This is a genomic window from Arthrobacter sp. 05L428, from assembly GCF_056397665.1.
Genome location: NZ_JBFTNW010000004.1, coordinates 40,557 through 63,412 on the forward strand (window position 1 = coordinate 40,557; position 22,856 = coordinate 63,412).

Here is a 22,856-nt window from a genome sequence, read left to right on the forward strand (position 1 = left end):
CTTGCGGGAGGAAACAGGGCTTCCCCTAGCCTAGCGTCCCCGGGCGGCCGAGGATTTCGGTCAGTGCCTCGACCACCAGCTCGTGGTCGTCCTTCTGCGGCAGCCCCGACACCGTGACGGTGCCTACCACCCCGGTTCCGCGCAGGTAGATGGGGAACGAGCCGCCGTGGGCTGCAAACTCCCGCTGGTCGAACCAGGCGTTGTCCTCGATCCTCTGACCGGCAGCACGCGCCCGCAGGCCCACCAGCAGCGACGGGACTTCATACCGCACCGCGGTGCGCTGTTTGGCCTTGATCCAGCGCTCATTGTCCGGGGTGGCGCCCTCCAGTGCGGCGTGGAAGAGGACCTGATCGCCCTTGCTGATGTCGATGGCGATCGGGTAGGAGCGCTGGCGGCCGAGTTGGACCAGGAGGAGGCCCAGGTCCAGCGCGTCGTCCTTGCTGAAGGACCGGAACTGCAGTTCGTCGATTTCGGCCAGGATGCGGCCGATGAGCGCGGCCAGGGATCCCGGCGGCTGTGGTTCCGCGGAGTCCGGGTCGTACTCGGGGGAAGGCACTGGTGCGTCGGTCATGGGACTCAGCTTCCGTTAGGTGGCCGCCGCCGCGCAAGCCCAACTGACTCGCAGTTGTTGCCGTTATGAGCCCTCAAAACGACAACGACTGCGAGTCACTTGGGAGTGCCGCCGGGTGTAAACTGAGCCAGCCCACAAGGGCGATTTAGATACGACAGGGGAGCGCCGCCGTCGGGCATCACTGGAGAAATCCAAGGTAACCGTAGGTGGGCGCTGAGAGTGCGGACAGCCGCAGACCCTCGAACCTGATCCGGTTAGTACCGGCGCAAGGGAGTCGAGTTCTCAGGGTGCCCGGCACCCGTGGCGAAGGCCGCGGTGCCGCCGGAGCACCCTCCCCTCCTGTTCCTCAGGAGGACGATATGACTGACATTTCTGCGAAGCAGACACTGACCACCGGCAAATACAGCTGGCGCGTGGTCGACATTGTGGTGGCCGCGTTGATCGCTGTTGCCGGCGGTGTGATTTTCTGGGCCTGGTCCCAGGGTTCCAACCTTGTTTCCGTCCCGCTCAACGCGGTCTACCCGCCGCTGACCGGGCTCTACGCCGGCGGCTGGATGATCCCGGCGGTGCTGGGCATGCTCGTTATCCGCAAGCCCGGGGCGGCGCTGTTCTGCGAAGCGGTGGCCGCCACCGGCGAGCTGATCATGGGCTCGCAGTACGGCACCACCGTGCTGATCTCCGGCATCCTGCAGGGCCTGGGCGCCGAACTCATCTTTGCCGCGTTCCTGTACAAGAAGTTCAACCTTCCGGTGTCCCTGCTGGCCGGTGCCGGTGCGGGCCTGTTCTGCGGCCTGAACGACTCCTTCCTGCCCTGGGGCTGGAACATCGCGTACGAAACCGGTGACAAGCTCGCCTACATCATCTTCTGCGCCATCTCCGGAGCGGTGATTGCCGGGGGACTGTCCTGGCTCGCCACCCGCGGCCTGGCCAAGACCGGGGTGCTGGCCTCGTTCGGGTCCCGCAAGGCGGCATCGGAACCCGTCTTCTCCTGATGCCCGCACACGCATGAGGTCTGTCGACGACGTACGCCCGGCCGCGGTCAGCGCCCGCGGCTGGGGCTGGCGGCACGCCGGCCGGGCCCGGCCCGCCGTGAGCGGCCTGGACCTGGACATCCGTCCGGGCGAGCGCGTGCTGTTGCTGGGCCCGTCCGGCGCCGGCAAGTCCACGCTGTTGCACGCCCTGGCCGGTGTGCTGGGGGACAGCACTGCGGCAGCCGCGTCCGCTGCTGCTTCCGCTGATGCCGAGGACTCCGATGAGACCGGCAGCCTGCTGATCGACGGAGCCCCGCCCAGGGCCCGGCGCGGGCGGGCCGGGCTGATGCAGCAGGACCCGGAGACCCAGGTGGTGCTGTCGCGGCTCGGCGACGACGTGGCCTTCGGGGCCGAAAACCTCTCGGTCCCCCCGGCGGACATCTGGCGGCGGGTGGGGGAGGCGCTCGACGACGTCGGGCTGGGCGGCCTGCCGCTGCATCACCCGACGTCGTCGCTCTCCGGAGGCCAGAAGCAACGGCTGGCGCTCGCCGGGATCCTCGCGATGCGGCCCGGGCTGCTGCTCCTCGATGAGCCCACCGCCAACCTTGACCCGGCCGGTGTCCTGGAGGTCCGCGACGCCGTGGGACGGTGCCTGGACAAGACCGGGGCCACCCTGGTGGTGGTGGAGCACCGGGTTGCTGTCTGGAAAGACCTTGTGGACCGGATCGTCGTGCTGCAGCCCGGATCCGCCACGGACTCCGCCGTGCTGCTGGACGGGCCCCCGGACCTGGTCCTGGAGCGGGCGCGGGACATGCTCATCTCCGCCGGCGTCTGGGTGCCGGGCCATGTGCCCGCCACCCGGGCCCGCCGCGGCCGAACAGGACCCGAAGGGGACGCCGGGGCCGGCCAGCTGCTGCTGGCCGCAGAGGAACTGGCCGTGTCCCGCGAACGGCCCCGCCGCACCGGTTTGCTGCGGGGCTTCAGCACGGTAATACCCGTCCCGGTGCAGTCCGGCATCACGGCCCGGGTCCGGGCCGGCCAGGCGCTGACCATCACCGGCCCCAACGGTTCCGGGAAGTCGACCTTCGCCCTGACCCTGGCAGGCCTGCTCTCCCCGGTCTCCGGCGCGGTGTCCGCCACCACCGAGCTGAGCGCCGGCGCAGGCATCGATCCGTACAAATGGAGGGCCCAGCAGTTGATCGCCAGGATCGGCACGGTGTTCCAGGAACCCGAGCACCAGTTCGTCACCGGCAGGGTGCTGGACGAACTGATGTTCGGTCCCCGCCAGCTGGGCCGCGGCGAAGAACGGGTCGACGAGCTGCTGGAACGGCTCCGGCTCCGCGAACTCGTGGACGCCAACCCCTACACGCTCTCCGGCGGGGAAAAACGGCGGCTCTCCGTGGCCACGGTGCTGGCTGCCCACCCGCAGGTGCTGGTGCTGGACGAACCCACCTTCGGCCAGGACGCCAACACCTGGGCGGAACTGGCCTCCTTCCTCTCCGAGCTTCTCGACGCCGGGACCGCGGTGGTCTCGGTGACCCACGACGCGGAGTTCAGCGAGGTCCTGGGCGGCACCGAGCTGAAGCTCGGCGCACCGCAGTCGGGCGCGCCGGGACTACCCGGCAGGACGAATCCGGGGGTGGCGGCGCCATGAGGGACGCCCTGACCCTGCGCGGAAACCACGCTCTGCTGACCCGCGCCAACCCGCTGGCGAAATTCTCCGGCGTCGTGCTCATCACGGTCGCGCTGGCGCTGTCCATCGACTGGGTGTCCGCGTCCGTGGCGCTCGCCTTCGAACTGCTGCTGTTCCCGCTGGCGGGCCTGACCCTGGCCCTGCTCTGGCAGCGCGGCTGGCCGCTGATCCTCGCGGCCGCCGTGGGCGGCTGGAGCACCGCGATCCTGGCCCCGGACCATGGCAGGATACTGCTCGACGTCGGCGTCTGGTCCATCACCGAGGGCTCGCTGCAGCTCGGGCTGGGCTTCCTGCTGCGCGGCCTCGCGATCGCGCTGCCGGCGGTGCTGCTGATGAGCTGCACCGACCCCACGGACCTGGCCGACGCCCTGGCGCAGCAGGCGAAGCTGCCGCACCGTTTCGTGCTCGGCACCCTGGCCGCGATGCGGCTGGTGGGGCTCATGGCCGAGGAATGGCAGACCATCGGCATGGCCCGGCGAGCCCGCGGTGTCGGCTCGCACGGAAACCCGGTGCAGCGGCTCAGGGCCACGCTGGGGCAAAGCTTCGGGTTGATGGTCCAGGCCGTCCGCCGCGCCTCCCGGCTCGCCGTGACCATGGAAGCACGGGGCTTTGGCGGCGCGCAGCGGACCTGGGCCCGGAAGGCGACGTTCAGCCGGCTGGACGCGTGGGTGGTTCTCGGGGGCCTGCTGATCTCAGGTGCCGCCGTGGCCGCAGCCGTCGCTGCCGGGACGTGGAACATGGTGTTCCTCGGCCAGCAGTAGCCGCTACATATCGCACGAGATGGATATTCTGTGAGCTTTATTGCAGTTCTGGGGATTTGGCCCGTCAAAATAGCTCATCCGTGATATTTATTGCATATGACTCAACAGACTGCTGAATATGTCGGCGCCGTACTCCGGGACGCCCGCGGCGAGAAGGGCTGGACTCAGGGACAGCTCGCGGCCGAGCTGGGAACCAGCCAGAGCGCCATCGCCCGGATGGAGCAGGGCAAGCAGAACCTGAGCCTGAAAATGATTGAGCGGCTCGAATCCATTTTCGGCCGCGCCATCGTCAAAGTCGGCCGGCCGCAGATGACCCACCTGCGGGTGGAGGGCGGCCGCACGCTCTCCGGCGCCGTGGACGTCAACAGCAGCAAGAACGCCGGCGTCGCGCTGCTGTGCGCGAGTCTCATCAACCGCGGCACCACCGTCCTGCGGCGGCTGGCCCGGATCGAAGAGGTCAACCGGATCGTGGAGGTCCTGACCAGCATCGGCGTCGAGTGCACCTGGCTCGACGCGAACGACCTGCAGATCCGCCGACCGGCCGTGCTGGACCTCGACTCGATGGACGTCGAGGCCGCCCGCCGCACCCGCAGCGTCATCATGCTCCTCGGCCCGTTGCTCGATGAGTCCAGCGAATACCGGCTGCCCTACGCCGGTGGCTGCGACCTTGGCACCCGCACCGTGGAGCCGCACATGCAGGCCCTGCGCCAGTTCGGCCTCAGCGTCGAGGCGAAGTCCGGCTTCTACAGCGTGCAGGCACCGCCGGCAGACGGCCACGACCGTTCCTTCGTCCTGAGCGAGCGCGGCGACACCGTGACCGAAAACGCCATCATGGCCGCCGCCCACCGCCGCGGCACCACGATCATTCGCAACGCCAGCCCAAACTACATGGTCCAGGACCTCTGCTTCTACCTGCAGATGCTGGGCGTGGAGATCGACGGCGTGGGAACCACGACGCTGAAGATCGTCGGCCGCCCGTCGATCGACGCCGACATCGAGTATTTCCCGTCCGAGGACCCGATCGAGGCGATGAGCCTGATCACCGCCGGCATCGTGACCAACTCCGAAGTCACGATCCGCCGCGTCCCGATCGAGTTCATGGAGATCGAACTGGCGACCCTCGAGCAGATGGGCCAGCGGCTGGAGGTATCCGCGGAGTACCTTGCCCGCAACGGCCGCACCCGGTTGGTGGACGTCACCACCAAACCCTCCGAGCTGCGGGCGCCAACGGACAAGATCCACCCGATGCCATTCCCCGGCCTGAACATCGACAACCTGCCGTTCTTCGCCGTCATCGCCGCCAACGCCCACGGCCAGACGATGATCCATGACTGGGTCTACGAGAACCGGGCCATCTACCTGACCGAGCTGAACAAGCTGGGCGCCCAGGTCCAGCTGCTGGATCCGCACCGGATCTACGTCAACGGGCCCACCAAGTGGCGGGCCGCGGAAGTCGGCTGCCCGCCGGCCCTGCGCCCGGCTGCCTGCCTGCTGCTGGCCATGCTCGCCGCGCGTGGTGTGTCAGAGCTGCGCAACATTTACGTGATCGAACGCGGCTACGAGGACCTGGCCGAGCGGCTTAACACCATCGGCGCCAAGATCGAGTATTTCCAGGACTGAATCGTCTGAGCGGCGATTTTGGGGTAGCGCGCCGGGGCGGGTGCTGACGCACAATGGTTGCATGCGCACCTTTGGCGTAGAGGAGGAACTGCTGATCGTGGATCCCGTTACCGGGGTCCCGCTGGCACTGGCCGACGCACTGTTGCGCGGACTGAAACCCGCCACCGCGGCAGCGGCCGCGGCGTCTGCCGACGCCACGGCGGCGTCTGCCGCGGATCCGAACCACGATGACTCGGGCTTCAGTTTCGAGCTCAAGCTGGAGCAGATCGAGACCCAGACCGTGCCCTGCCTTGACCACAGCGCGCTGCTCCAGCAAATCAGGCAGTCCCGGGCTTTCGCGGGCCGCGTAGCCCGGATGCACGGAGCCCGGGTGGCAGCCCTGGCCACATCGCCGCTGGCAGCTGCCACCCACACGACGCCCAACCCGCGGTACGCCACCATGCAGAAGCGCTTCGGCCTTACGGTGCAGGAGCAGCTGACGTGCGGCTTCCACGTCCATACCTTCATCGAGTCCCCCGAGGAGGGCGTCGCCGTCCTCGACCGGATCCGGGACAAACTGGCGGTGCTGATCGCGCTCAGCGCCAACTCACCCTTTTGGAACGGGACGGAGACCGGCTTCGAAAGCTACCGCACCCAGGCCTGGAACCGCTGGCCGGCGGCGGGGCCCTCCATGATATTTGGGAGCCTTCCGGTCTACCGGCGGGTGGTCACGAGGCTGCTGGAAAGCGGGGTGCTGTTCGACGAAGGGATGATCTATTTTGATGCCCGGCTGGCCCGCCACCACCCCACTGTGGAGGTCCGGGTCGCGGATGTCTGCCTGCGGGCGGAGGACGCGGCGCTGATCGCGGTGCTGGTGCGCGCCCTCGTGGAGTCCGCCAGCCGGGAGTGGCGCGACGGCGTGGATCCGGCCCCGGTGCCGACGGTCCTGCTAAAAATGGCCGCGTGGCAGGCCAGCAACTGCGGGCTGCGCGGCGAGCTGCTGGACTTCGGCAGCTTCCGTCCCGCTCCCGCCGGCGAGGTGGCGCACGCCCTGGTCGACTTCGTGGCCCCCGTCCTGGCGGAGCAAGGGGAGCTGGACCTGGTGCGCCGCGGCGTGGACCGCGTCCTGGCGCACGGCACGGGCTCGCAGTTGCAGCGCCAGGCGCTCTGCGCTCCGGGGCTGGACACCCCCTCCGACGACGCCGGCCTGGCCGCCGTCGTCGCCCATGCCGTGCGGGTCACGATGCACGGTGCGGACGCCGAGGGAATGTCAGAACCGGCCCCCGTGCTTTCGCGGGTGCGCCGGGGCTAGACCTGCTTGAGCGCCTGCCCGAGGTCGCGGATCAGGTCCTCGACGTCTTCCAGCCCCACCGAGAGCCGCACGACGCCGTCGCTCAGCCCGATAGCCGCGCGCCCCTCCGGGCCCATGGCGCGGTGCGTGGTGGTGGCCGGATGGGTGATCAGGGACTTTGAATCACCGAGGTTGTTGGAAATATCGATGATCCGCAACGCGTCCAGCAGCGCGAACGCGGCTTCCTTGGCGGAGCGGCCGGGCGAGGGCGAAAGCTCCAGAGTCAACACCGTGCCGCCGGCTTTCATCTGCCTGGCGGCCAGCTCGTACTGCGGGTGGGACGGCAGCAGCGGGTACTTAACCCAGCTGACCGCGGGCTGGGCCTCCAGCCATTCGGCCAGCCGAAGCGCCGAGGCGGACGAGTGGTTCACCCGCAGGGCCATCGTCTCCAGTCCCTTGCTCAGCACCCAGGCGTTGAAGGCGGACAATGCCGGGCCGGTGTGGCGCATGAGCTGCTTGACCGGGCCCTCGATGAATTCCCGGGTGCCCAGGATCGCGCCGCCGAGCACCCGGCCCTGGCCATCGATGTGCTTGGTGCCGGAGTACACGACCACGTCCGCGCCCAGCTCCCCGCACCGCTGCAGCAGGGGAGTGGCGAAGACGTTGTCCACCACCACGGTCGCACCGGCGGCGTGCGCCAGTTCGCTTACGGCGGCGATGTCCACAATTTCCTGCATGGGGTTCGAGGGAGATTCGAAGAACACGGCCGTCGTCGGCACGGCCAGCGCCGACCGCCACTGCTCTAGGTCCGGGCCGTCCACGAAGACTGTCTCCACGCCCCAGCGCGGCAGGATCTCATTGAGGATGACGAAGCAGGATCCGAAGAGCGAGCGGGCGGCGACCACGCGGTCGCCGGCCCCCAGCAATGCCCCGAGCGCGGTGAACACCGCTGACATGCCCGACGCCGTCGCAAAGCACGCCTCGGTTCCCTCCAACAGCCGGAGGCGTTCCTGGAAGGTGGCCACCGAGGGGTTGCCGTAGCGGGAATAGACAAACCGTTCGTCCTCGCCGGTGAAGGCGCGCTCAGCCGCGGCGGCGGATTCGTAGACGAAGCCCGAGTTCAGGAAGATCGGTTCGGTGGTTTCCTGGAACCCGGTGCGGTCGAGTCCGCCGCGGACGGCCTGGGTGTCCGGGCTCCAGCCCTGGGCATTGGGATTGAAGCTCACTTAGTGCTTTCCAGGTTGGTCGGCAGGCCGTGGTTCTTCCAGCCGTTCACGGTCCGGGCGCCGGTCGGGCCCGGTTCGCCTTCGAAGCCCTCGAGGACGTTGTAGGCGGTGAAGCCGGCCGCCGTGGCGGCGTTCGCGGCGGCGACCGAGCGGGCGCCGGAACGGCACAGGAAGATGAGCTCGGCCGCCGTGGCGCCAGGCGCGTGCTGCCGCAGTTGCCGCTGGAGTTGCTGCTGCAGTTGCTCCAGGAAACGCGGGTTGGGGGCTCCGCCGGCCAGGGTCCACTGGACGAAGAGCGGAGCCTGCCGGTCTTCGGTGCCGGCCCCGGTGACCGGGACGCCGATCTGCGACCATTCCGCCTCGGTGCGGACGTCCACCAGGATGGCGCCCGCCCCGACCTTGGCCCAGGCTTCCTGCGGGCTCAGGTCTCCGGCGTAACTCATGCGTGGCCCTCGCCGGTGAACTCGGCGCCGTCGAGCTCATCCACCGCGTTGGCGACGGCGGCGTCGGCGCTCGCGATCGCGGCCGGCAGCACGACGGCCTGGGCCACGATCACGGTGCTGCCGTTGAAGGTGGCGGAGGGGCTGCCGTGCAGGACGTAGCCCTCGGCCAGGGCGGCCGAAACGCGCTCGCAGAAGCTGCGGTCATCGGGCCCGGTGAACAGCCGGTACGCCAGTCTTTCCTCGGCGGGTCCGGGTGCGGCGGGGGATTGGGCTGGGGCTGTGGCGGGCACAGCGGGTGCGGATGCGTCGGGCACGACGGATCTCCTTACTTTCACGCTTGCAGCTCGAATGGTCGATATGCCGAGTATTCACCTGAGGCACCCCGCCGCGAAAGGGAGGGTTGCCGACCGGCCAGTCAGGGCTTGGCGCCGGGTCTCATTACTCCCCAAAAACGTAGCACTTACGACGCCGGCGGCACCGGCGGCGTCGTCATGTTAAGTCACGCGGACGCTGGCATGGCACCTTTCCGGGGGCGGAGCAGCATCACCCGGGACCGGCCGGATCCTACTCGATCGTGGCGAACAGTTCGTTGAGCTCGGCCGTGAGCTGCCGCCGCAGTTCGGGGGTGCCGATCTCCTTGCCGTCGATGTGGTTCACCGGGGCGAGGAGCCGGATGCTTGAGATGAGCCAGACGGCGTCGGCGTCGTACAGATCGGCAGGTACCAGCGGGCCGTAGCCGAGCTCCCACCCGGCGGCCTTGGCCGCGGTGAACAGGGCGCCCTGCGAGGTGCCCGGGAGGATTCCGCTGTCCAGCTGCGGGGTGATCAGCCGGCGCACGGTGCGGACGCCGCCGGCGCCGTCGTCGCTGGTCTCCAGGTGCGCCAGCAGCACGGTCGACGTCGGGCCCTCCAGGACCCGGCCGTCGGCGGAGGTGAAGATGACGTCGTCCGCGCCCTGGTGGTGGGCGTACCGGAGCGCCGCCATGTTGACCGCGTAGGACAGGGTCTTGGCGCCCAGCAGCAGCCACGGGGCGCGTTCGCCCACCTCGCTGTCGTAGCCGCGGTCCAGCAGGATGACGTCGATGCCGGTCTCGCGCTGCCGGCGGCCGGCTTCCGGCGGCGGGGAGGCCTGCACCCAGCACGTCGGCGTGGCCGCGCCCTCCACGCCGCGGCTGGCGAGCAGCTTCACCACGACCTCGTCCGCTCCGCCGGCCCCGTCGCCGGCGGCTCCGACCGCCGTGGCGGCCCGGCCGCGGTATTCGCTGACCGCGGTCTCGATCGCGCGCCGCCAGGCGTCCTCCGCCGGGATGTCCAACTCCAGCGCGCGCGCCGAGCCGGCCAGCCGGGTCAGGTGGGCCTGCAGCTTGCGCGGGCGTCCCCCCACCACCAGCAGCGACTCGAAAACGCCGTCGCCGCGGGTGGCACCCTGGTCGGTGGCCATCAGCTGCGGCTTGGACGAGTCGGCGACGCGGCCGTTCTCAAACGCGGGATCGAGGAACACCAGCACCGTCGCGCGGGCCGGAACAGAGGCGGGGGTAGTCATGCCTTCAGCTTAGTGCGGCCCGGGTCGGGATAAGCTGTGCGGGTTGCCCGTTCCGGAACTGTTCCGCGGGTCTGGAGCTTGAGGGGTTTGCCTGTGCTGTGGCCATTTTCGCTGGCGGGGTCACTTCCGTCCTGGGTGATCCTGATCCTGACCGTCATCGACCTCGGTATCCGGGTCGTTGCCCTCGGCATCATCCCGGGCAACCGCCGCCCCACCACGGCCATGGCCTGGCTCCTGATCATCTTTTTCGTTCCGGCCGTAGGCGTGGTCCTCTTCCTGCTCTTCGGCAACTTCCGGCTCTCCCGCAAGCGCCGGGCGCAGCAGGACGCGGTGAACACCCGGGTGCGGGCCGGGACGTCGGAACTGGCCATGGTGGAAAGCAAGTACGAGGGCCCGGAATGGGTGTCCTCCGCAGCGGAGCTGAACAAGACGCTCGGTTCCCTGCCCATGGTGGACGGCAACCACGTGGAGCTCCTGCCCGGCTACCCGGATTCGATCAAGGCGATGGCGGCGGCCGTGCGCGAAGCCGAGTCCTTTATCAACGCCGAGTTCTACATCCTCAGCTCGGACCACATCACGGATGACCTGCTGACGGCGATGGAAGAGGCCGCCGAGCGCGGCGTCGAAGTCCGCCTCCTGTTCGACCACTTGGGCACCCTGCGGATCAAGGGGTACAGCAAGCTCATCGCCCGGCTCAAGGCCAGCAAGATCCGCTGGCGGCCCATGCTGCCGCTGCGGCCCGTGCACGGCCAGTGGCGCCGCCCGGACCTGCGCAACCACCGCAAGATCATGGTGATCGACGGCGAGGTCGCCTTCACCGGGTCACAGAACCTGATCGAACCGTCCTACAACAACCCGCGGCACCGCAAGATCGGCCGGGAATGGGTCGAGCTGATGGCCTGCCTGCGCGGGCCGATCGTCACCACCCTCAACGTGGTCTTCGCCACCGACTGGCTCAGTGAGACCGACGAATCCCTGGAGCACCAGCTCGCCCACCGGCCCGAACTGCACGCCGGCAACATCACCGCCCAGGTGGTGCCCAGCGGTCCCGGCTTCATCACCGAAAACAACCTGCGCCTGTTCAACACGCTGATCTACTCGGCGCAGCGCACGATCTCCATTTGCAGCCCGTACTTCGTCCCGGACGACTCGCTGCTCTACGCGGTGACGACGGCGGCGCAGCGCGGCGTCGACGTCGAACTCTTTGTCTCGGAAAAGGGCGACCAGTTCCTGGTCCACCACGCCCAGCAGTCCTACTACGAGGCGCTGCTGGAGGCCGGGGTGCGGATTTACCTCTACAAGGCCCCGTTCGTGCTGCACGCCAAGCACTTCACGATCGACAACGAGGTTGCCGTGCTGGGTTCGAGCAACATGGATATGCGCTCCTTCTCGCTGAACCTCGAGGTCTCGGTGATGCTCCTGGGCGAGGACATCGTGCAGCGGATCAGCGCCGTCGAGGACACGTACCGCGGCATTTCGAGGGAACTGACGCTCGAGGACTGGATGAAGCGGCCCATGGGGGTCAAGTACGTGGACAACGTCGCCCGGCTCACGTCGACCCTGCAGTAGCCAGGCCGGCTCACGCGTGGACTAGCCCGCCGGGAACTCCGCGCCGAGCGCCGAGAGCACGCCGAAGGCCTTGGTCCGGATCTCCTCGTACTCCTCCTGGGGTGAGGAATCCGCGGTGATGGCGCCGCCGACGCCGAGGCTGAGCGTGGTTCCCCGGTCCGCGCCCGCAGCCACCACCAGGGTCCGGATCGCCACCGCGAGGTCGGTGGCCCCGCTGAGCGAGAAGTAGCCGATCGCCCCCGAATAGACGCCCCGCGGTGCGGCCTCAAGCCGGTCCAGGATGGCCATGGTGCTGACCTTGGGGGCACCGGTCATGGAGCCGGCCGGGAAGCAGGCCGCCACGGCCTCGGCCCGCGGCATGCCCGGCCGGAGACGCGCATCGATGGTGCTGACCATCTGGTGGACGGTGGCGTAGCTTTCGATCGCGCACAGCCTGCTGACCGATACGGAACCGGGCACCGCGAAGTGGCTCAGGTCGTTGCGGAGCAGGTCCACGATCATGATGTTCTCGGCCCGGTCCTTGGGTGAAGTTTCCAGCTCGCGGCGCAGCAACTCGTCGCGGGCGGCGTCGGAAGCCCGGCGCCGGGTGCCCTTGATCGGCTCGGCGCGCATCGCGCCGTCGGCGGCGATCCGCAGGAAGCGCTCCGGGGAGGTGCTGGCGACGGTGAGGCCGGCCAGGCGCAGGTAGCTCGCGAACGGTGCCGGGTTGCGACGGCGCAGCGCCAGGTATGCCTGCCACGGATCGAGCTCCCCGGCGGCCGCGGTGGCCGTCAGCGCCGTCGTCAGGCAGACCTCGTAGCTGTTGCCCTCGGTAATTTCGTGCTGCGCCGCGGCGATCTTGGCCTTGTACGCGGCTTCGGTGTCCCGGGCGCTGAACTCCGCGGCCGGGGTGTTCCCGGCGGCGCCGCCGGGCGTGCCGCCGGGAGGCTCCAGGTCCGTGGCCGCCGCCGCGATGGCCGCGCGTGCCGCGGCCAACCAATCGCCGGCGTCCGGGGCGTCGAGGGCGAGCAGCCACACCGTGCGTTCCCGGTGGTCCAGCACCACGGCGCGGCCGGCGAAGATCAGGCTGGCATCCGGGGTGTCGGCTTCGACGTCGCTGCCGCCCGTCTCGCGCTTGAGTTCATAACCGAGGTAGCCGAGCCAGCCGAGGGTAAACTCGCCCGGGTAGCCCTCCGGAGCGCGCAGGGCCCGGCGCCCCCAGACCCCGTCGAGCCAGCGGAAGAACCCTCCCTCGGTCTGCACGGTGGCGTTGCCGACACGCACCCGGGTCCGGCCGGAGCGGTGCCGGACCGACTGGCCGTAGCTGCCGCCGTCGTCCGCCAGGATGCTGAAGCGGCTGCGTTCGGCGGCCTCCCGGGCCCAGGCCCGGCCGTCCGGGGGCAGGGAGGAGTCGAGCCAGACCGCATTCGGCGAACGGCCGTAGAGCGTTTCGAAGAGCCGGGCGGGGTCCGGCGCGGCATCGATCCGCTCGGCGGTCAGCTGGAGTCCGCGGCGGGCCGACAGCTCGGGAAGCAGCACCGGGGCCAGGGCTGGGAGGTACTGGAGGGCCTGCAGCACCTCGCTCGGCGCAGCACCGTCGGCGCGGTTGAGCACCCGCACGTCGGCGCGGGAGGGCACATCGTCGGCGGCCAGCCATTCGTCTTCCTGCCCGGCCCATTGCTCCCAGTAGGGTTCATAGCTCGCGCCGTCGCGGCCAAGGGCCCGGGTGCGGCGCTCCTGCTCGGGGGAATCGGCCCAGACGACGGCGTCGAGGAACGGCATGGCGGCCGCGGCGGCAGCGCCCACACCCTCGACCAGGACGATTTCGGCCGGCTGGGTGAGGCGGGTCGCGCCGTCGTAGTGCTGTTCCCAGTCCCAGCTGACCCAACGGGCCGGTTCGCCGCGGCGCAGCGGGGCAAGCACGGTGGCGGCATAGCGTTCGATGCCGGCGGCCAGGCCGTTCCAGCCCGGGTAGATGTCCTCCAAGTGGAAGAGCGAGACCTTATGGTGCTCCCGGAGCCGGGCCGCGAGTTCGATCGCGAGGGTGGTCTTTCCTGCGCCGGAGCGCCCGTCGATGGCGATGATGACGGGTGCGCGGCTCATGAACTAGAGCGTACCCGGTGCCCCGCGTCGTCCCGGTGCGGCTGGTCTTGTTGCTGCTTCGGCTGCCCTGCCCGGGCCTGCAGCTGGGCGGCGCGGACGTGCTTGAGGATGCCGGGGACGGCGGCGTGGATCAGCTCCCAGGTGTTGTCGAAGTCGGTGTGCCCGCCAAACCAGGGGTCTTCGATGCCTTGATCCAGCGGATCCCTGTCGGCGACCGCGGGGTCGAAGCTGCGCAACATTCGGATCTTCGCCAGCGAGGCCTGATCCGGCGCGGCCTGGCGCAGCCAGCCGTAATGGTCCACATCAAGAGCCAGGATCAGCTCGCGCGAGTGGAACCACTCGCTGCGCCACTCGCGCGCGACATGCAGCTCGGAAGGGATGTTGTGGGCTGCCAGTTTGCGGGCGGCCCGGGGATCGATCGGGCGGCCCGCCTCGTAGGAGGTGATGCCGGCAGAATCGACGTCGACGCCGGTAAGCCCGGCAGCGGCCGCGGCCTCCGCCAGCATCAGTTCGGCCATCGGGGACCGGCAGATGTTTCCGGTGCAGACCGTGATGATCCGGTACTGGCTCGACATTGAGGTCATGACTAAGCATGGCGGATGCCGAGGCCTCTTGGCTAGCCGGAACCCGAGCAATATTACAAGTCCTGTCATACGGCTTTCCGTTCGCGTCAAGTGTGCCGGGCCGCCGCTGTTGGCGGGACCGCCGCCCTTGGCGGTCCCGGCGGGCCCTAATGCTCTGGACCGCCGTCGGTGCCGCTCCCAGACTGTGTCCCATGACGGATCAGGATTCCCCGGTCCAAACGCCTGGGTTCGGAGCCGCGGACGGGGACGCGCCGTACGGGGCTGCGCCGGAGGCCGCCTCGGACGGGAGGGACGGGTCGGACGGGACGGGCGGTACGGCCGGGCCAGCCAGGCCTGCGCCATCTGCAGAGGCGGCCGCCGCGCGGACAGGGACAAAAGCATCCGGCGGCCGGGCCAACCGGTTCTCGCTGGGCCTGTTGCAGCTGCTGGGCATCCTCCTGGTCGCCGCGCTCGCCGGAGCCGGTTCGGCCCTGCTTGTTGCCCGCGCCAGTGGCTGGGGAGCCGAAACCGTGGTCAAGCAGTACGTCACCGGCGGCGGGGTGTCCGACCATCCCGCCGATATCAAGGCACTGCTCGCGGCAGCCCTGCCCGCGGTGGTCGCCGTGAAGGCCACCACCACGCAGTCCAACCCGTTCCTGGATCCCGGCGGCGGCGGCCGGGCGACGGCCGAGGGGACGGGGATAGTAATCGGCAGCTCGGGGGAAATCCTGACCAACGCCCATGTGGTCAGGGGCGTGGTCGGTGGAGCCTCAAGCGTGACCGTAACCTTCCACGACTCGAGCACGCGCGCTGCCCGCATCGTCGCCGCGGACAGCGATCACGACCTGGCGCTGTTGAGGGTCGAGGGCGTGAAGAACCTGCCGGTGCTGGAGCTGGGCGACTCGGGGTCTGCGGCGCCCGGGGACGCCGTCGTTGCCATCGGCTACGCCTTGGGGTTAAACGGGGGACCCAGCGTCACCACCGGCATCATCTCGGCCACCGGGCGGACCACCGCGGCCGAGGCCGGCTTCGGCAGGAAGTCCCGGCTGGTGAATCTGCTGCAGACGGATGCGTCGATCAGCTCGGGCGACTCCGGCGGCCCCTTGCTTGACGCCGGGGGCCGCGTGGTCGGCATCAACACCATGGTGGCCACGTCGACCTCGCGGACCGCCGCGAACGGGATCAGCTTCGCGATCGCGGCGGACACGGTCAGGGCGCTGCTGCCGGGCCTTCGCGCGGGCGGCTGATCCCGCCCGCGGGTACCGGGGCGGCTCGCCCCCTGCGGGCGGGTGGGGCGCGGACTCAGAGTTATTCGTTCCAGAGCGCCTTCCGGAGCAGGCCCTTCAGCTCGACGACCTCGGCGTGGCTGAGACCGGCGAGGGCCTCGGATTCGGCCGCCCGTGCGGCTGACTCGGCCTGCCGGAAGACGGCGGATCCCTCCGCCGTGGCGGAAACAATTTTGGCCCGGCGGTCCTGTCTTCCGGGTGCGCGGAGCACCAGGCCGCGCTTCTCGAGTTCATCTATGAGGGCCACGATCTGGCTGGGATCGAGGCTCAGGAATTCCGCCATTTCGCGCTGCGTGGGCTCCAGTCCGCTGTTGGCCAGGGCCAGTACCGAGTAGGAGCGTTCCTTGAGTCCGAATTCGGCCAGTGCCCGGTTGTTGAGGATCGAGCCGGCGGCGTGCAGCTTGGCCAGCAGGAAACCGGCATCCAGGCTGATCGACGCCGCCACGAGCTTGTCCGCGGCCCGGGTGCCCGGCGCTTCGTCTACTTCGGTCGTCATGGCCACTCCAATAGTCCAGAAAATAAATCATTGACATTCTCAATTATCCATACTTTCATGGATGCAGAACAGCATCCCATGCCGAGCGGCAGGATGCACACGGCAGCTAGCAAAGGAGCAGCGATGAGCCTGGCAGGAAAAGTAGCAATCGTCACCGGAAGCGGCCGCGGCCTGGGCCTGGCCTACGCCCGGGAGCTGGCCCGGCAGGGCGCCGCCGTCGTGATCAACGATGTGGATGAAGGTGTCGCGGCCGATGCGGTCCGGACCATTGAGTCCGACGGCGGACGGGCGGCCGCCGTCGTCGCGCCGGTGGGCAGCTCCGAGGTCGCCAGGCAGCTGGTGCAGGCCGCCGTTACTGAGTTTGGCCGGCTGGACATCCTGGTCACGAACGCGGGAATCCTGCGGGACAAGTCACTGCTGAAGATGACCGATGACGATTTTGACGCCGTCATCAACGTCCACCTGCGCGGCACCTTCACCTGTGCCCGGGAAGCGTTCGGCTACTTCAAGGAGAACGGGATCCCCGGCCGGATCATCACCATCGGCTCTCCCACCGGCCAGCGCGGCAACTTCGGCCAGACCAACTATGCCGCCGCCAAGGCCGGAATCGTGGGCATGGTCCGCACCTGGGCGCTGGAGATGAAGAAGGCGGGCGTCACCGCCAACGCCGTCATCCCGGTGGCCGCCACGGCGATGACCAAGACCGTGCCGTACTTCCAGAAGGCCGTCGAGGCGGACGAACGCGGCGAGGCCATGCCGGCCTTCTTCCGCCACGACCTCGGCTTCGGCACCGCCGACGACGTCGCCGGGCTGGTAGCCTTCCTGGCCTCCGACGCTGCCTCCGGAATCAGCGGCCAGGCAATCGGCGCAGGCGGCGACAGGTTGCAGCTCTGGACGCATCCCGAGGCGGCGGCCACCGAGTACCGCGAGGGCGGCTGGGGCTACGAGGACCTTGTCGAGAACTTCGGCGCGCTCTTCGGCGACAAACTGCAGAGCGTGGGGGAGGAGTTCCTGCCGCTGCCGGAGGACCTGCAGCCGGAACCGGCAGCGGCACCTGCGAAGGTCGGCCAGCCATGACCGTCGCACGCTACGAACTCGGCGTCGACGCCGCAAAGCTCGCTGCGATCGACATGCACGTCCACCTCGAGGTCGACGGCCACGGGCACGGCTCCCTGCCGGACCAACTCACCGAAGCCTCGGCCAAGTACTTCAAAGCCGAGGACCGGACGCCGTCACTGGACCGGATCGCGGAGATTTACCGTGAGTTGAACATGGCAGCCGTCATCTTCACCGTCGACGCCCGCACCCAGCTCAAGCACGAACCCAACAGCATTCCCGAGCTGATCGCCGGGGCGGCCCGGAACAACGATGTGCTGATTCCGTTCGGCAGCGTTGACCCGCGCACCGGCGCCGAGGCCATCCAGGGCGCCAAGCACCAGGCCGTGGATCTCGGCGCACGCGGCTTCAAGTTCCATCCCAGCCTGCAGGGCTTCGACCCCTCGAACGAGCAGTTTTATCCGCTCTGGGAAGCCCTCCAGGAACTGGGCCTGCCGGCGATCTTCCACACCGGCCAGAACGGCATGGGCGCAGGACTGCCCGGCGGATTCGGCATCAAGCTCGCCTACTCCAACCCGCTCCTGCTCGACGCCGTCGCCGCAGACTTCCCGGAGCTTCAGATCATCATGGCGCACCCCTCGGTGCCGTGGCAGGACGAGGCCAACTCGATCGCCACGCACAAGTCCAACGTGTTCATCGACCTGTCCGGCTGGTCCCCGAAGTACTTCCCCGAGTCGCTGGTCCGGATGGCCAACTCGGTGCTTCAGGACAAAGTGCTGTTCGGCACCGACTTCCCGCTGATCACCCCGCAGAAATGGCTGGGCGCCTTCGCGGACCTGCCGCTGAAGGACGAGGTCCGGCCCAAGATCCTCAAGGACAACGCCGTCCGCCTGCTCGGTCTGGAGGCCTGAGGTGAGCGTGGACTCGGAACTCGCCGCGCAGGAGCGGCTCTACGGCGTCTGCGATTTCTACGACGCGGAATCCCTGCTCACCCCCGCCGAACGGCGGGTCCTGGGCCGGCTGCGCGCCTTCCTGGACGAACAGGCCCGGCCGCTGCTCGCCGAGTACTGGGAGCGCGGCGAGTTCCCGGACCAGCTGGCCCGGCCGCTGATCGACCTGGACCTGATGGAGCCCGCGGAACTGACAGGCGCCCCGGGTGCGGGGCAAACACCCGCCCGCGGCATCTACCACGGCTTCCGGATCTTCGAACTCGCCAGAACCGATGCGTCCCTGGCCACGTTCTACACGGCCCAGGCCGGGCTGTTCCGGACCACCATCCGGGTCGGCGCCTCCGCGGAACAGCAGGCCGAGTGGATGCCCAAGGTCCTCGATTTCTCCCTCAAAGGCGTCTTTTCGCTGACCGAACCGGAGTCCGGCTCGGACATCGCCGGCGGGCTCTCCACAAGCGCCCGGCGGGAGGGCGACACCTGGGTCATCAACGGCGCCAAGCGCTGGATCGGGGGAGCAGCCACCGCCGACGTCCTGGCGGTGTTCGCCCGCGACGAGGCGGACGCACAGGTCAAAGCGTTCCTCGTGGACCGTGAGGCCGCCGGGGTGACCCTGGAGAAAATCCACGGCAAGACATCCCTGCGGATGATGCAGAATGCGCACATCACGCTCGAAGAGGTCCGCGTCCCCGAGTCCATGCGCCTGCACAACGTCAACTCGTTCCGGGATGTGGCCGCCATGCTCCGGGCCATGCGCTCGGACGTCGCCTGGATCGCAACCGGCGTGGCCGCCGGCGCGTTCGAGGCAGCTACCCGCTACGTCACGCAGCGGGAGCAGTTCGGCCGGTCCCTGGGGTCTTTCCAGCTCGTCCAGGAGAAGCTCGCCCGGATGCTCGGCAACGTCACCTCGGCCCTGTCCCTCGTGGTCAGGCTGACCGAACAACAAGCCAAAGGCATCTACCGGGACCAGGACTCGGCCCTGGCAAAGATGCAGACTTCCCTGCTGATGCGCGAAACGGTGGCGCTCGCCCGTGAAGTGGTGGGCGGCAACGGCATCACGCTCGAGGCCGACGTCGCCCGGTTCCATGCCGACGCCGAGGCCGTCTATTCCTATGAAGGCACCCACGAAATCAATGCCCTGATCATCGGACGCGCACTCACCGGGCACAGCGCCTTCACCCACTAAGCGTCCACCCTCTTGCCACCAGGCGGTGCCCTCCAGCCGGGTCCGCCGTCGCCCCACCCACCTACACCAGGAGCCAAAGATGCCCAACCTCGTCGTCGACTTCGACAAACTGCTCACCCTCGCCGGCACCGACCTCGGCATCACCGAATACCGCGAAATCACCCAGGAACAGATCAACAAATTCGCCGACGCCACCGGCGATGACCAGTGGATCCACGTGGATCCGGAGCGCGCCAAGGAGGGGCCCTTCGGCGCCCCGATCGCGCACGGCTTCCTGACGCTCTCGCTCATCATCCCGTTTTGGGGCGAATTGTTCGACGTCGAAGGCGTCACCACCAAGGTGAACTACGGCCTCGACAAGGTCCGCTTCACCTCCCCGGTCAAAGTGGGGTCGCGGATCCGGATGCGCGCCACGATCGCCGAAGTGACCGAGGTCAAGGGCGGCGCCCAGATCAAGGTCTCCAACACCATCGAGATCGAAGGCCAGGAACGACCCGCCGTCGTCGCCGAATTCCTCGCCCGCTTCTACAAGTAAACCGTTCACCCCCAGTATCCCCACCGCCCCAAGGAACAACGATGTCCCAGATTTCCCAGTTGCAGTCCATGGACGCTGGCACGCGTCGCAGGGAGGCGCGGACCGTCATCGCCTCCAGCTACCTCGGCAGCACCATCGAGTATTACGACTTCCTGCTCTATGCCACGGCTGCCGCCGTGGTCTTCCCCAAGGTCTTCTTTTCCGGCATGGACGATTGGGTGGGCGTCGTAGCCGCCTATGGCACCTTTGCCGCGGGCTACGTCGCGCGTCCCCTGGGCGGCATCATCTTTGGCCACTTCGGCGACAAGCTGGGCCGCAAGGGCATGCTCATCGTCTCGATGCTGGTGATGGGGATTGCCTCCACCCTGATCGGGCTCGTACCGGACGCCTCGGTGGCCGGCCCCTGGGGTGCGGTTCTGCTGGTGATCCTGCGGGTGTTCCAGGGCATCGCCGTCGGCGGCGAATGGGGCGGGGCCGCCCTGATGGCGCTGGAACACTCGGAGTCCGGAAAGCGCGGCTTCGCCGCGTCCTTCGTCAACGCGGGCGCCCCCACCGGCGCCGTGCTTGGCACCCTCGTGATGGGCGCCTTCTCCGCCCTGCCAAACGCACAGTTCCTCGCCTGGGGCTGGCGCGTGCCGTTCCTGCTGTCCTTCGTCCTGCTGGGGGTGGGCATGTTTGTCCGGCTCAAGGTCTCCGAAAGCCCGATCTTCAAGGCTGCCCTCGAGCAGGAAATAGCCGAACAGGCCGAAGAGGGCGCCGGGCGCCGCGAAATCCCGCTGCTCCAGGTCCTGCGGCGGCCCAAGACCCTCATCTTCACCATGCTGGCCGGTGCGGCGGGATTTGCGCTGCAGGTGGTGCTGGCGACCTTCTCCGTGACCTACGCGGTGTCCAAGGGCGCCGACCGGCAGGGCGTGCTCTACGCCTTCGCGGCGGCGTCGTTCGTTTCCATCATCTTCGTGGTCATGGGCGGCCGGCTCTCCGACAAGCTGGGCCGCCGGCCCGTGATGATCGGCGGGCTGCTCCTCTTCATCGCGTACCTCGTCCCGATGTTCCAACTGCTGTCCTCAAACAACATCGGCCTGATCTTCGTGGCGTTCGCGGTGGGCCTGATGATCCACTCGACGCTGTTCGGCCCGCTCGCGGCCTTTGTCTCCGAACAGTTCGGCACCACCTCCCGTTACACGGGCGCGTCGCTGGGCTACCAGCTCGCCACCCTCCTGGGGGCAGGGTTCACGCCTGGGATTGTGGCGCAGATCTTCAAGGATTCCGGCCAGAACACCTCGTCCGTCGTCTGGTACCTCGCCATCATGTCTGTCGTATCGATCGTCTTCATCCTGCTGACGCGGGAGCCGAAGAACAACGTTCTGGAAGCCGTCCGGTCCTAACCGGCCCCGCAGGCATTACCGTCTAACTAGAAAGGATTTGCCGTGGAGAATCTTGGCATCGGCTCGTGGCTGCAACGACGCAGACCAAAGTCGGGCACTAAGACTGCCGTCATCGCCGGAACACGGGAGCTCAGCTACGAGGAGCTTGCCCGGCGGGCCGCCCGCCTCGCCAACGCCTTCCGCGATCGCGGGGTGGTCAAAGGTGACAGGGTGGCCTACCTCGGGGAGAACGATCCGTCCTTCCTGGAAACACTGTTTGCCGCCGGGCTGCTCGGTGCGGTCTTCGTGCCGCTCAACACCCGGCTGGCTCCGCCCGAGATCCAGTTCCAGCTCCGGGACAGCGGCGCCGCGCTTCTGGTCCACGCGGCGGCGCTCGCCGGGCTCGCGGAGCGCGGCTCGGCGGCGACCGAGGTGCGTGCCCGCATCGTCGTCGTCGACTCGCCGTTGCCCGACGGGGCAGCGCCCGACGGCGGTACCGAGGGCACAGGGTCCGATTCCAGCAGCGTCGAGGCTTTTGAAGACGTGGTGGCGTCCGGTTCCGAGCTGGCGCCGGATGAGCCCGTGGGCCTCGACGACGGGGCCATGATTCTCTACACCTCGGGAACAACCGGCAACCCCAAGGGGGCGCTGCTGACGCACGGCAATATCACCTGGAACTGCCTCAACGTGCTGGTGGATTTCGATTTCTCCTCCACCGACGTGGCCCTGATGATCTCTCCGATGTTCCACGTGGCCTCGCTGGATATGGGCGTGCTGCCGACGCTCCTGAAGGGCGGCACCGTGGTGCTGGAAGCCAAGTTCGATCCGCGCCGGACGCTGGAACTGATCCAGCAGCACCGCGCCACGACCATCAGCGGGGTTCCCACCACCTACCAGATGCTGTGTGAGCACCCGGACTGGGACGCCACGGACCTCGGCTCGCTGAACAAGCTGACCTGCGGCGGCTCCGCGGTGCCGATGCGCGTCCTGGAGGCCTACGAGCGGCGGGGCCTGCGGTTCTCCAACGGCTATGGCATGACCGAAACGGCCCCGGGTGCCACCACCCTGCCTGCCGCGCGGTCCCGGGACAAGGCCGGGTCATCGGGGCTTCCGCATTTCTTCACGGATGTCCGGGTGGCCGACCCCATTGATCCGGAGGCCGGCCCGGCCGCGCCCGGAACGGTCGGGGAGATCCAGATCAAGGGCCCGAACGTCATTCGGGAGTACTGGAACCGTCCTGAGGCCTCGGCCGATTCCTACACCCCGGATGGCTGGTTCAAGTCCGGTGACATGGGCTACAAGGACCCGGACGGCTTCGTGTTCATCTCCGACCGGCTCAAGGACATGATCATTTCCGGCGGGGAGAACATCTACCCGGCCGAGGTGGAGCAGGCGATCGCCGAGCTCGACGCCGTCGGAAGCGTCGCGGTGATCGGCGTGCCGGACGAGAGGTGGGGTGAGGTGCCGCGGGCCGTGGTGTTGCTTCGCGACGGCGCCCGGCTTACCGAAGAGCAGTTGCGCAGCCACCTGGAGGGCCGGCTGGCCCGGTACAAGATCCCCAAGTCCGTGGTTTTCGTGGCCGAAATGCCCCGGACCGCCAGCGGCAAGATCCGGAAGGCAGATCTGCGGAAACTGACTACGGCGAACGGACAGTAGCGGCCCGGGTCCGCGGCGG

General features: G+C 68.6%; 21 protein-coding genes and 2 riboswitches. Of the genes, 13 read left to right on the forward strand and 8 right to left on the reverse strand.

What is annotated here, in order from left to right:
- Nucleotides 1-25: 25 nt before the first annotated feature.
- Complete coding sequence (locus AC1DH3_RS10000; protein WP_441416577.1) at nucleotides 26-571, reverse strand: heme-degrading domain-containing protein; 546 nt, start codon at nucleotides 569-571, stop codon at nucleotides 26-28.
- 146 nt (nucleotides 572-717) lie between these two features.
- Nucleotides 718-861: riboswitch (TPP riboswitch) on the forward strand.
- Between the two features lie 69 nt (nucleotides 862-930).
- Between AC1DH3_RS10000 and AC1DH3_RS10005 the strand changes: the two genes are divergently transcribed.
- The 5 genes from AC1DH3_RS10005 to AC1DH3_RS10025 all read left to right on the forward strand — a co-directional run bounded on the left by AC1DH3_RS10005 (nucleotide 931) and on the right by AC1DH3_RS10025 (nucleotide 6,907).
- Nucleotides 931-1,563 carry an ECF transporter S component gene (locus AC1DH3_RS10005; protein WP_476891888.1) on the forward strand — a complete coding sequence of 211 codons (633 nt, stop codon included), beginning with the start codon at nucleotides 931-933 and terminating at the stop codon, nucleotides 1,561-1,563.
- Between the two features lie 13 nt (nucleotides 1,564-1,576).
- Nucleotides 1,577-3,196, forward strand: a complete 1,620-nt coding sequence (locus AC1DH3_RS10010; RefSeq protein WP_476909212.1) for an ABC transporter ATP-binding protein — start codon at nucleotides 1,577-1,579, stop codon at nucleotides 3,194-3,196.
- A complete protein-coding gene (locus AC1DH3_RS10015) occupies nucleotides 3,193-3,996 on the forward strand; it encodes an energy-coupling factor transporter transmembrane component T family protein (RefSeq protein ID WP_476909213.1) in 804 nt (267 codons plus the stop codon). Before AC1DH3_RS10010 ends, AC1DH3_RS10015 begins: the two co-directional genes overlap by 4 nt.
- Before the next feature lie 96 nt (nucleotides 3,997-4,092).
- Entirely contained in the window at nucleotides 4,093-5,616 is a 1,524-nt protein-coding gene (locus AC1DH3_RS10020; protein ID WP_441416581.1) for a UDP-N-acetylglucosamine 1-carboxyvinyltransferase, read from the forward strand.
- Between the two features lie 61 nt (nucleotides 5,617-5,677).
- Complete coding sequence (locus tag AC1DH3_RS10025; RefSeq protein WP_441416582.1) at nucleotides 5,678-6,907, forward strand: glutamate--cysteine ligase 2; 1,230 nt, start codon at nucleotides 5,678-5,680, stop codon at nucleotides 6,905-6,907.
- Here AC1DH3_RS10025 and AC1DH3_RS10030 read toward each other — a convergent pair.
- From AC1DH3_RS10030 to AC1DH3_RS10045, 4 genes are all read right to left on the reverse strand, one after another.
- Entirely contained in the window at nucleotides 6,904-8,112 is a 1,209-nt protein-coding gene (locus AC1DH3_RS10030; RefSeq protein ID WP_476909214.1) for an O-succinylhomoserine sulfhydrylase, read from the reverse strand. The genes AC1DH3_RS10025 and AC1DH3_RS10030 overlap by 4 nt on opposite strands.
- A complete protein-coding gene (locus AC1DH3_RS10035) occupies nucleotides 8,109-8,555 on the reverse strand; it encodes a rhodanese-like domain-containing protein (RefSeq protein ID WP_441416584.1) in 447 nt (148 codons plus the stop codon). Before AC1DH3_RS10035 ends, AC1DH3_RS10030 begins: the two co-directional genes overlap by 4 nt.
- Nucleotides 8,552-8,869: a DUF1737 domain-containing protein gene (locus tag AC1DH3_RS10040; RefSeq protein ID WP_441416585.1), complete on the reverse strand. Its 318-nt coding sequence runs from the start codon at nucleotides 8,867-8,869 to the stop codon at nucleotides 8,552-8,554. The genes AC1DH3_RS10035 and AC1DH3_RS10040 overlap by 4 nt, the downstream gene beginning before the upstream one ends.
- A gap of 14 nt (nucleotides 8,870-8,883) precedes the next feature.
- A riboswitch (SAM riboswitch) is annotated at nucleotides 8,884-8,998 on the reverse strand.
- 121 nt (nucleotides 8,999-9,119) lie between these two features.
- Nucleotides 9,120-10,097 carry an aminodeoxychorismate lyase gene (locus AC1DH3_RS10045; protein WP_441416586.1) on the reverse strand — a complete coding sequence of 326 codons (978 nt, stop codon included), beginning with the start codon at nucleotides 10,095-10,097 and terminating at the stop codon, nucleotides 9,120-9,122.
- Nucleotides 10,098-10,190: 93 nt separating this feature from the next.
- Here AC1DH3_RS10045 and cls point away from each other — a divergent pair, with 93 nt between their 5' ends.
- Nucleotides 10,191-11,666, forward strand: a complete 1,476-nt coding sequence (cls, locus tag AC1DH3_RS10050) for a cardiolipin synthase (RefSeq protein WP_441416587.1) — start codon at nucleotides 10,191-10,193, stop codon at nucleotides 11,664-11,666.
- Between the two features lie 21 nt (nucleotides 11,667-11,687).
- Here cls and pabB read toward each other — a convergent pair whose 3' ends face one another.
- Together pabB and AC1DH3_RS10060 are read right to left on the reverse strand one after the other, a co-directional pair.
- A complete protein-coding gene (gene pabB / locus AC1DH3_RS10055) occupies nucleotides 11,688-13,748 on the reverse strand; it encodes an aminodeoxychorismate synthase component I (RefSeq protein ID WP_476909215.1) in 2,061 nt (686 codons plus the stop codon).
- On the reverse strand, nucleotides 13,745-14,332 hold the full coding sequence (locus tag AC1DH3_RS10060; protein ID WP_441416589.1) for a low molecular weight protein-tyrosine-phosphatase: 588 nt from the start codon (nucleotides 14,330-14,332) through the stop codon (nucleotides 13,745-13,747). Before AC1DH3_RS10060 ends, pabB begins: the two co-directional genes overlap by 4 nt.
- A gap of 191 nt (nucleotides 14,333-14,523) precedes the next feature.
- On the opposite strand from AC1DH3_RS10060, the gene AC1DH3_RS10065 reads away from it, so the two are divergent.
- Complete coding sequence (locus AC1DH3_RS10065; RefSeq protein WP_476909216.1) at nucleotides 14,524-15,558, forward strand: S1C family serine protease; 1,035 nt, start codon at nucleotides 14,524-14,526, stop codon at nucleotides 15,556-15,558.
- A gap of 61 nt (nucleotides 15,559-15,619) precedes the next feature.
- Here the strand turns inward: AC1DH3_RS10065 and AC1DH3_RS10070 are convergent, their stop codons facing one another.
- On the reverse strand, nucleotides 15,620-16,093 hold the full coding sequence (locus AC1DH3_RS10070; protein ID WP_476909217.1) for a MarR family winged helix-turn-helix transcriptional regulator: 474 nt from the start codon (nucleotides 16,091-16,093) through the stop codon (nucleotides 15,620-15,622).
- Nucleotides 16,094-16,216: 123 nt separating this feature from the next.
- On the opposite strand from AC1DH3_RS10070, the gene AC1DH3_RS10075 reads away from it, so the two are divergent.
- The 6 genes from AC1DH3_RS10075 to AC1DH3_RS10100 all read left to right on the forward strand — a co-directional run bounded on the left by AC1DH3_RS10075 (nucleotide 16,217) and on the right by AC1DH3_RS10100 (nucleotide 22,837).
- Nucleotides 16,217-17,170, forward strand: coding sequence for an SDR family NAD(P)-dependent oxidoreductase (locus AC1DH3_RS10075; protein ID WP_476909218.1), 954 nt, complete (start codon nucleotides 16,217-16,219; stop codon nucleotides 17,168-17,170).
- Complete coding sequence (locus AC1DH3_RS10080) at nucleotides 17,167-18,060, forward strand: amidohydrolase family protein (RefSeq protein WP_476891900.1); 894 nt, start codon at nucleotides 17,167-17,169, stop codon at nucleotides 18,058-18,060. Before AC1DH3_RS10075 ends, AC1DH3_RS10080 begins: the two co-directional genes overlap by 4 nt.
- A gap of 1 nt (nucleotide 18,061) precedes the next feature.
- Complete coding sequence (locus AC1DH3_RS10085; protein ID WP_476891901.1) at nucleotides 18,062-19,282, forward strand: acyl-CoA dehydrogenase family protein; 1,221 nt, start codon at nucleotides 18,062-18,064, stop codon at nucleotides 19,280-19,282.
- A gap of 79 nt (nucleotides 19,283-19,361) precedes the next feature.
- A complete protein-coding gene (locus AC1DH3_RS10090) occupies nucleotides 19,362-19,817 on the forward strand; it encodes a MaoC family dehydratase (RefSeq protein ID WP_476909219.1) in 456 nt (151 codons plus the stop codon).
- Between the two features lie 41 nt (nucleotides 19,818-19,858).
- Nucleotides 19,859-21,202 carry an MFS transporter gene (locus AC1DH3_RS10095; RefSeq protein WP_476909220.1) on the forward strand — a complete coding sequence of 448 codons (1,344 nt, stop codon included), beginning with the start codon at nucleotides 19,859-19,861 and terminating at the stop codon, nucleotides 21,200-21,202.
- Between the two features lie 42 nt (nucleotides 21,203-21,244).
- On the forward strand, nucleotides 21,245-22,837 hold the full coding sequence (locus AC1DH3_RS10100; RefSeq protein ID WP_476891903.1) for an acyl-CoA synthetase: 1,593 nt from the start codon (nucleotides 21,245-21,247) through the stop codon (nucleotides 22,835-22,837).
- The last annotated feature ends 19 nt before the right edge of the window (nucleotides 22,838-22,856 follow it).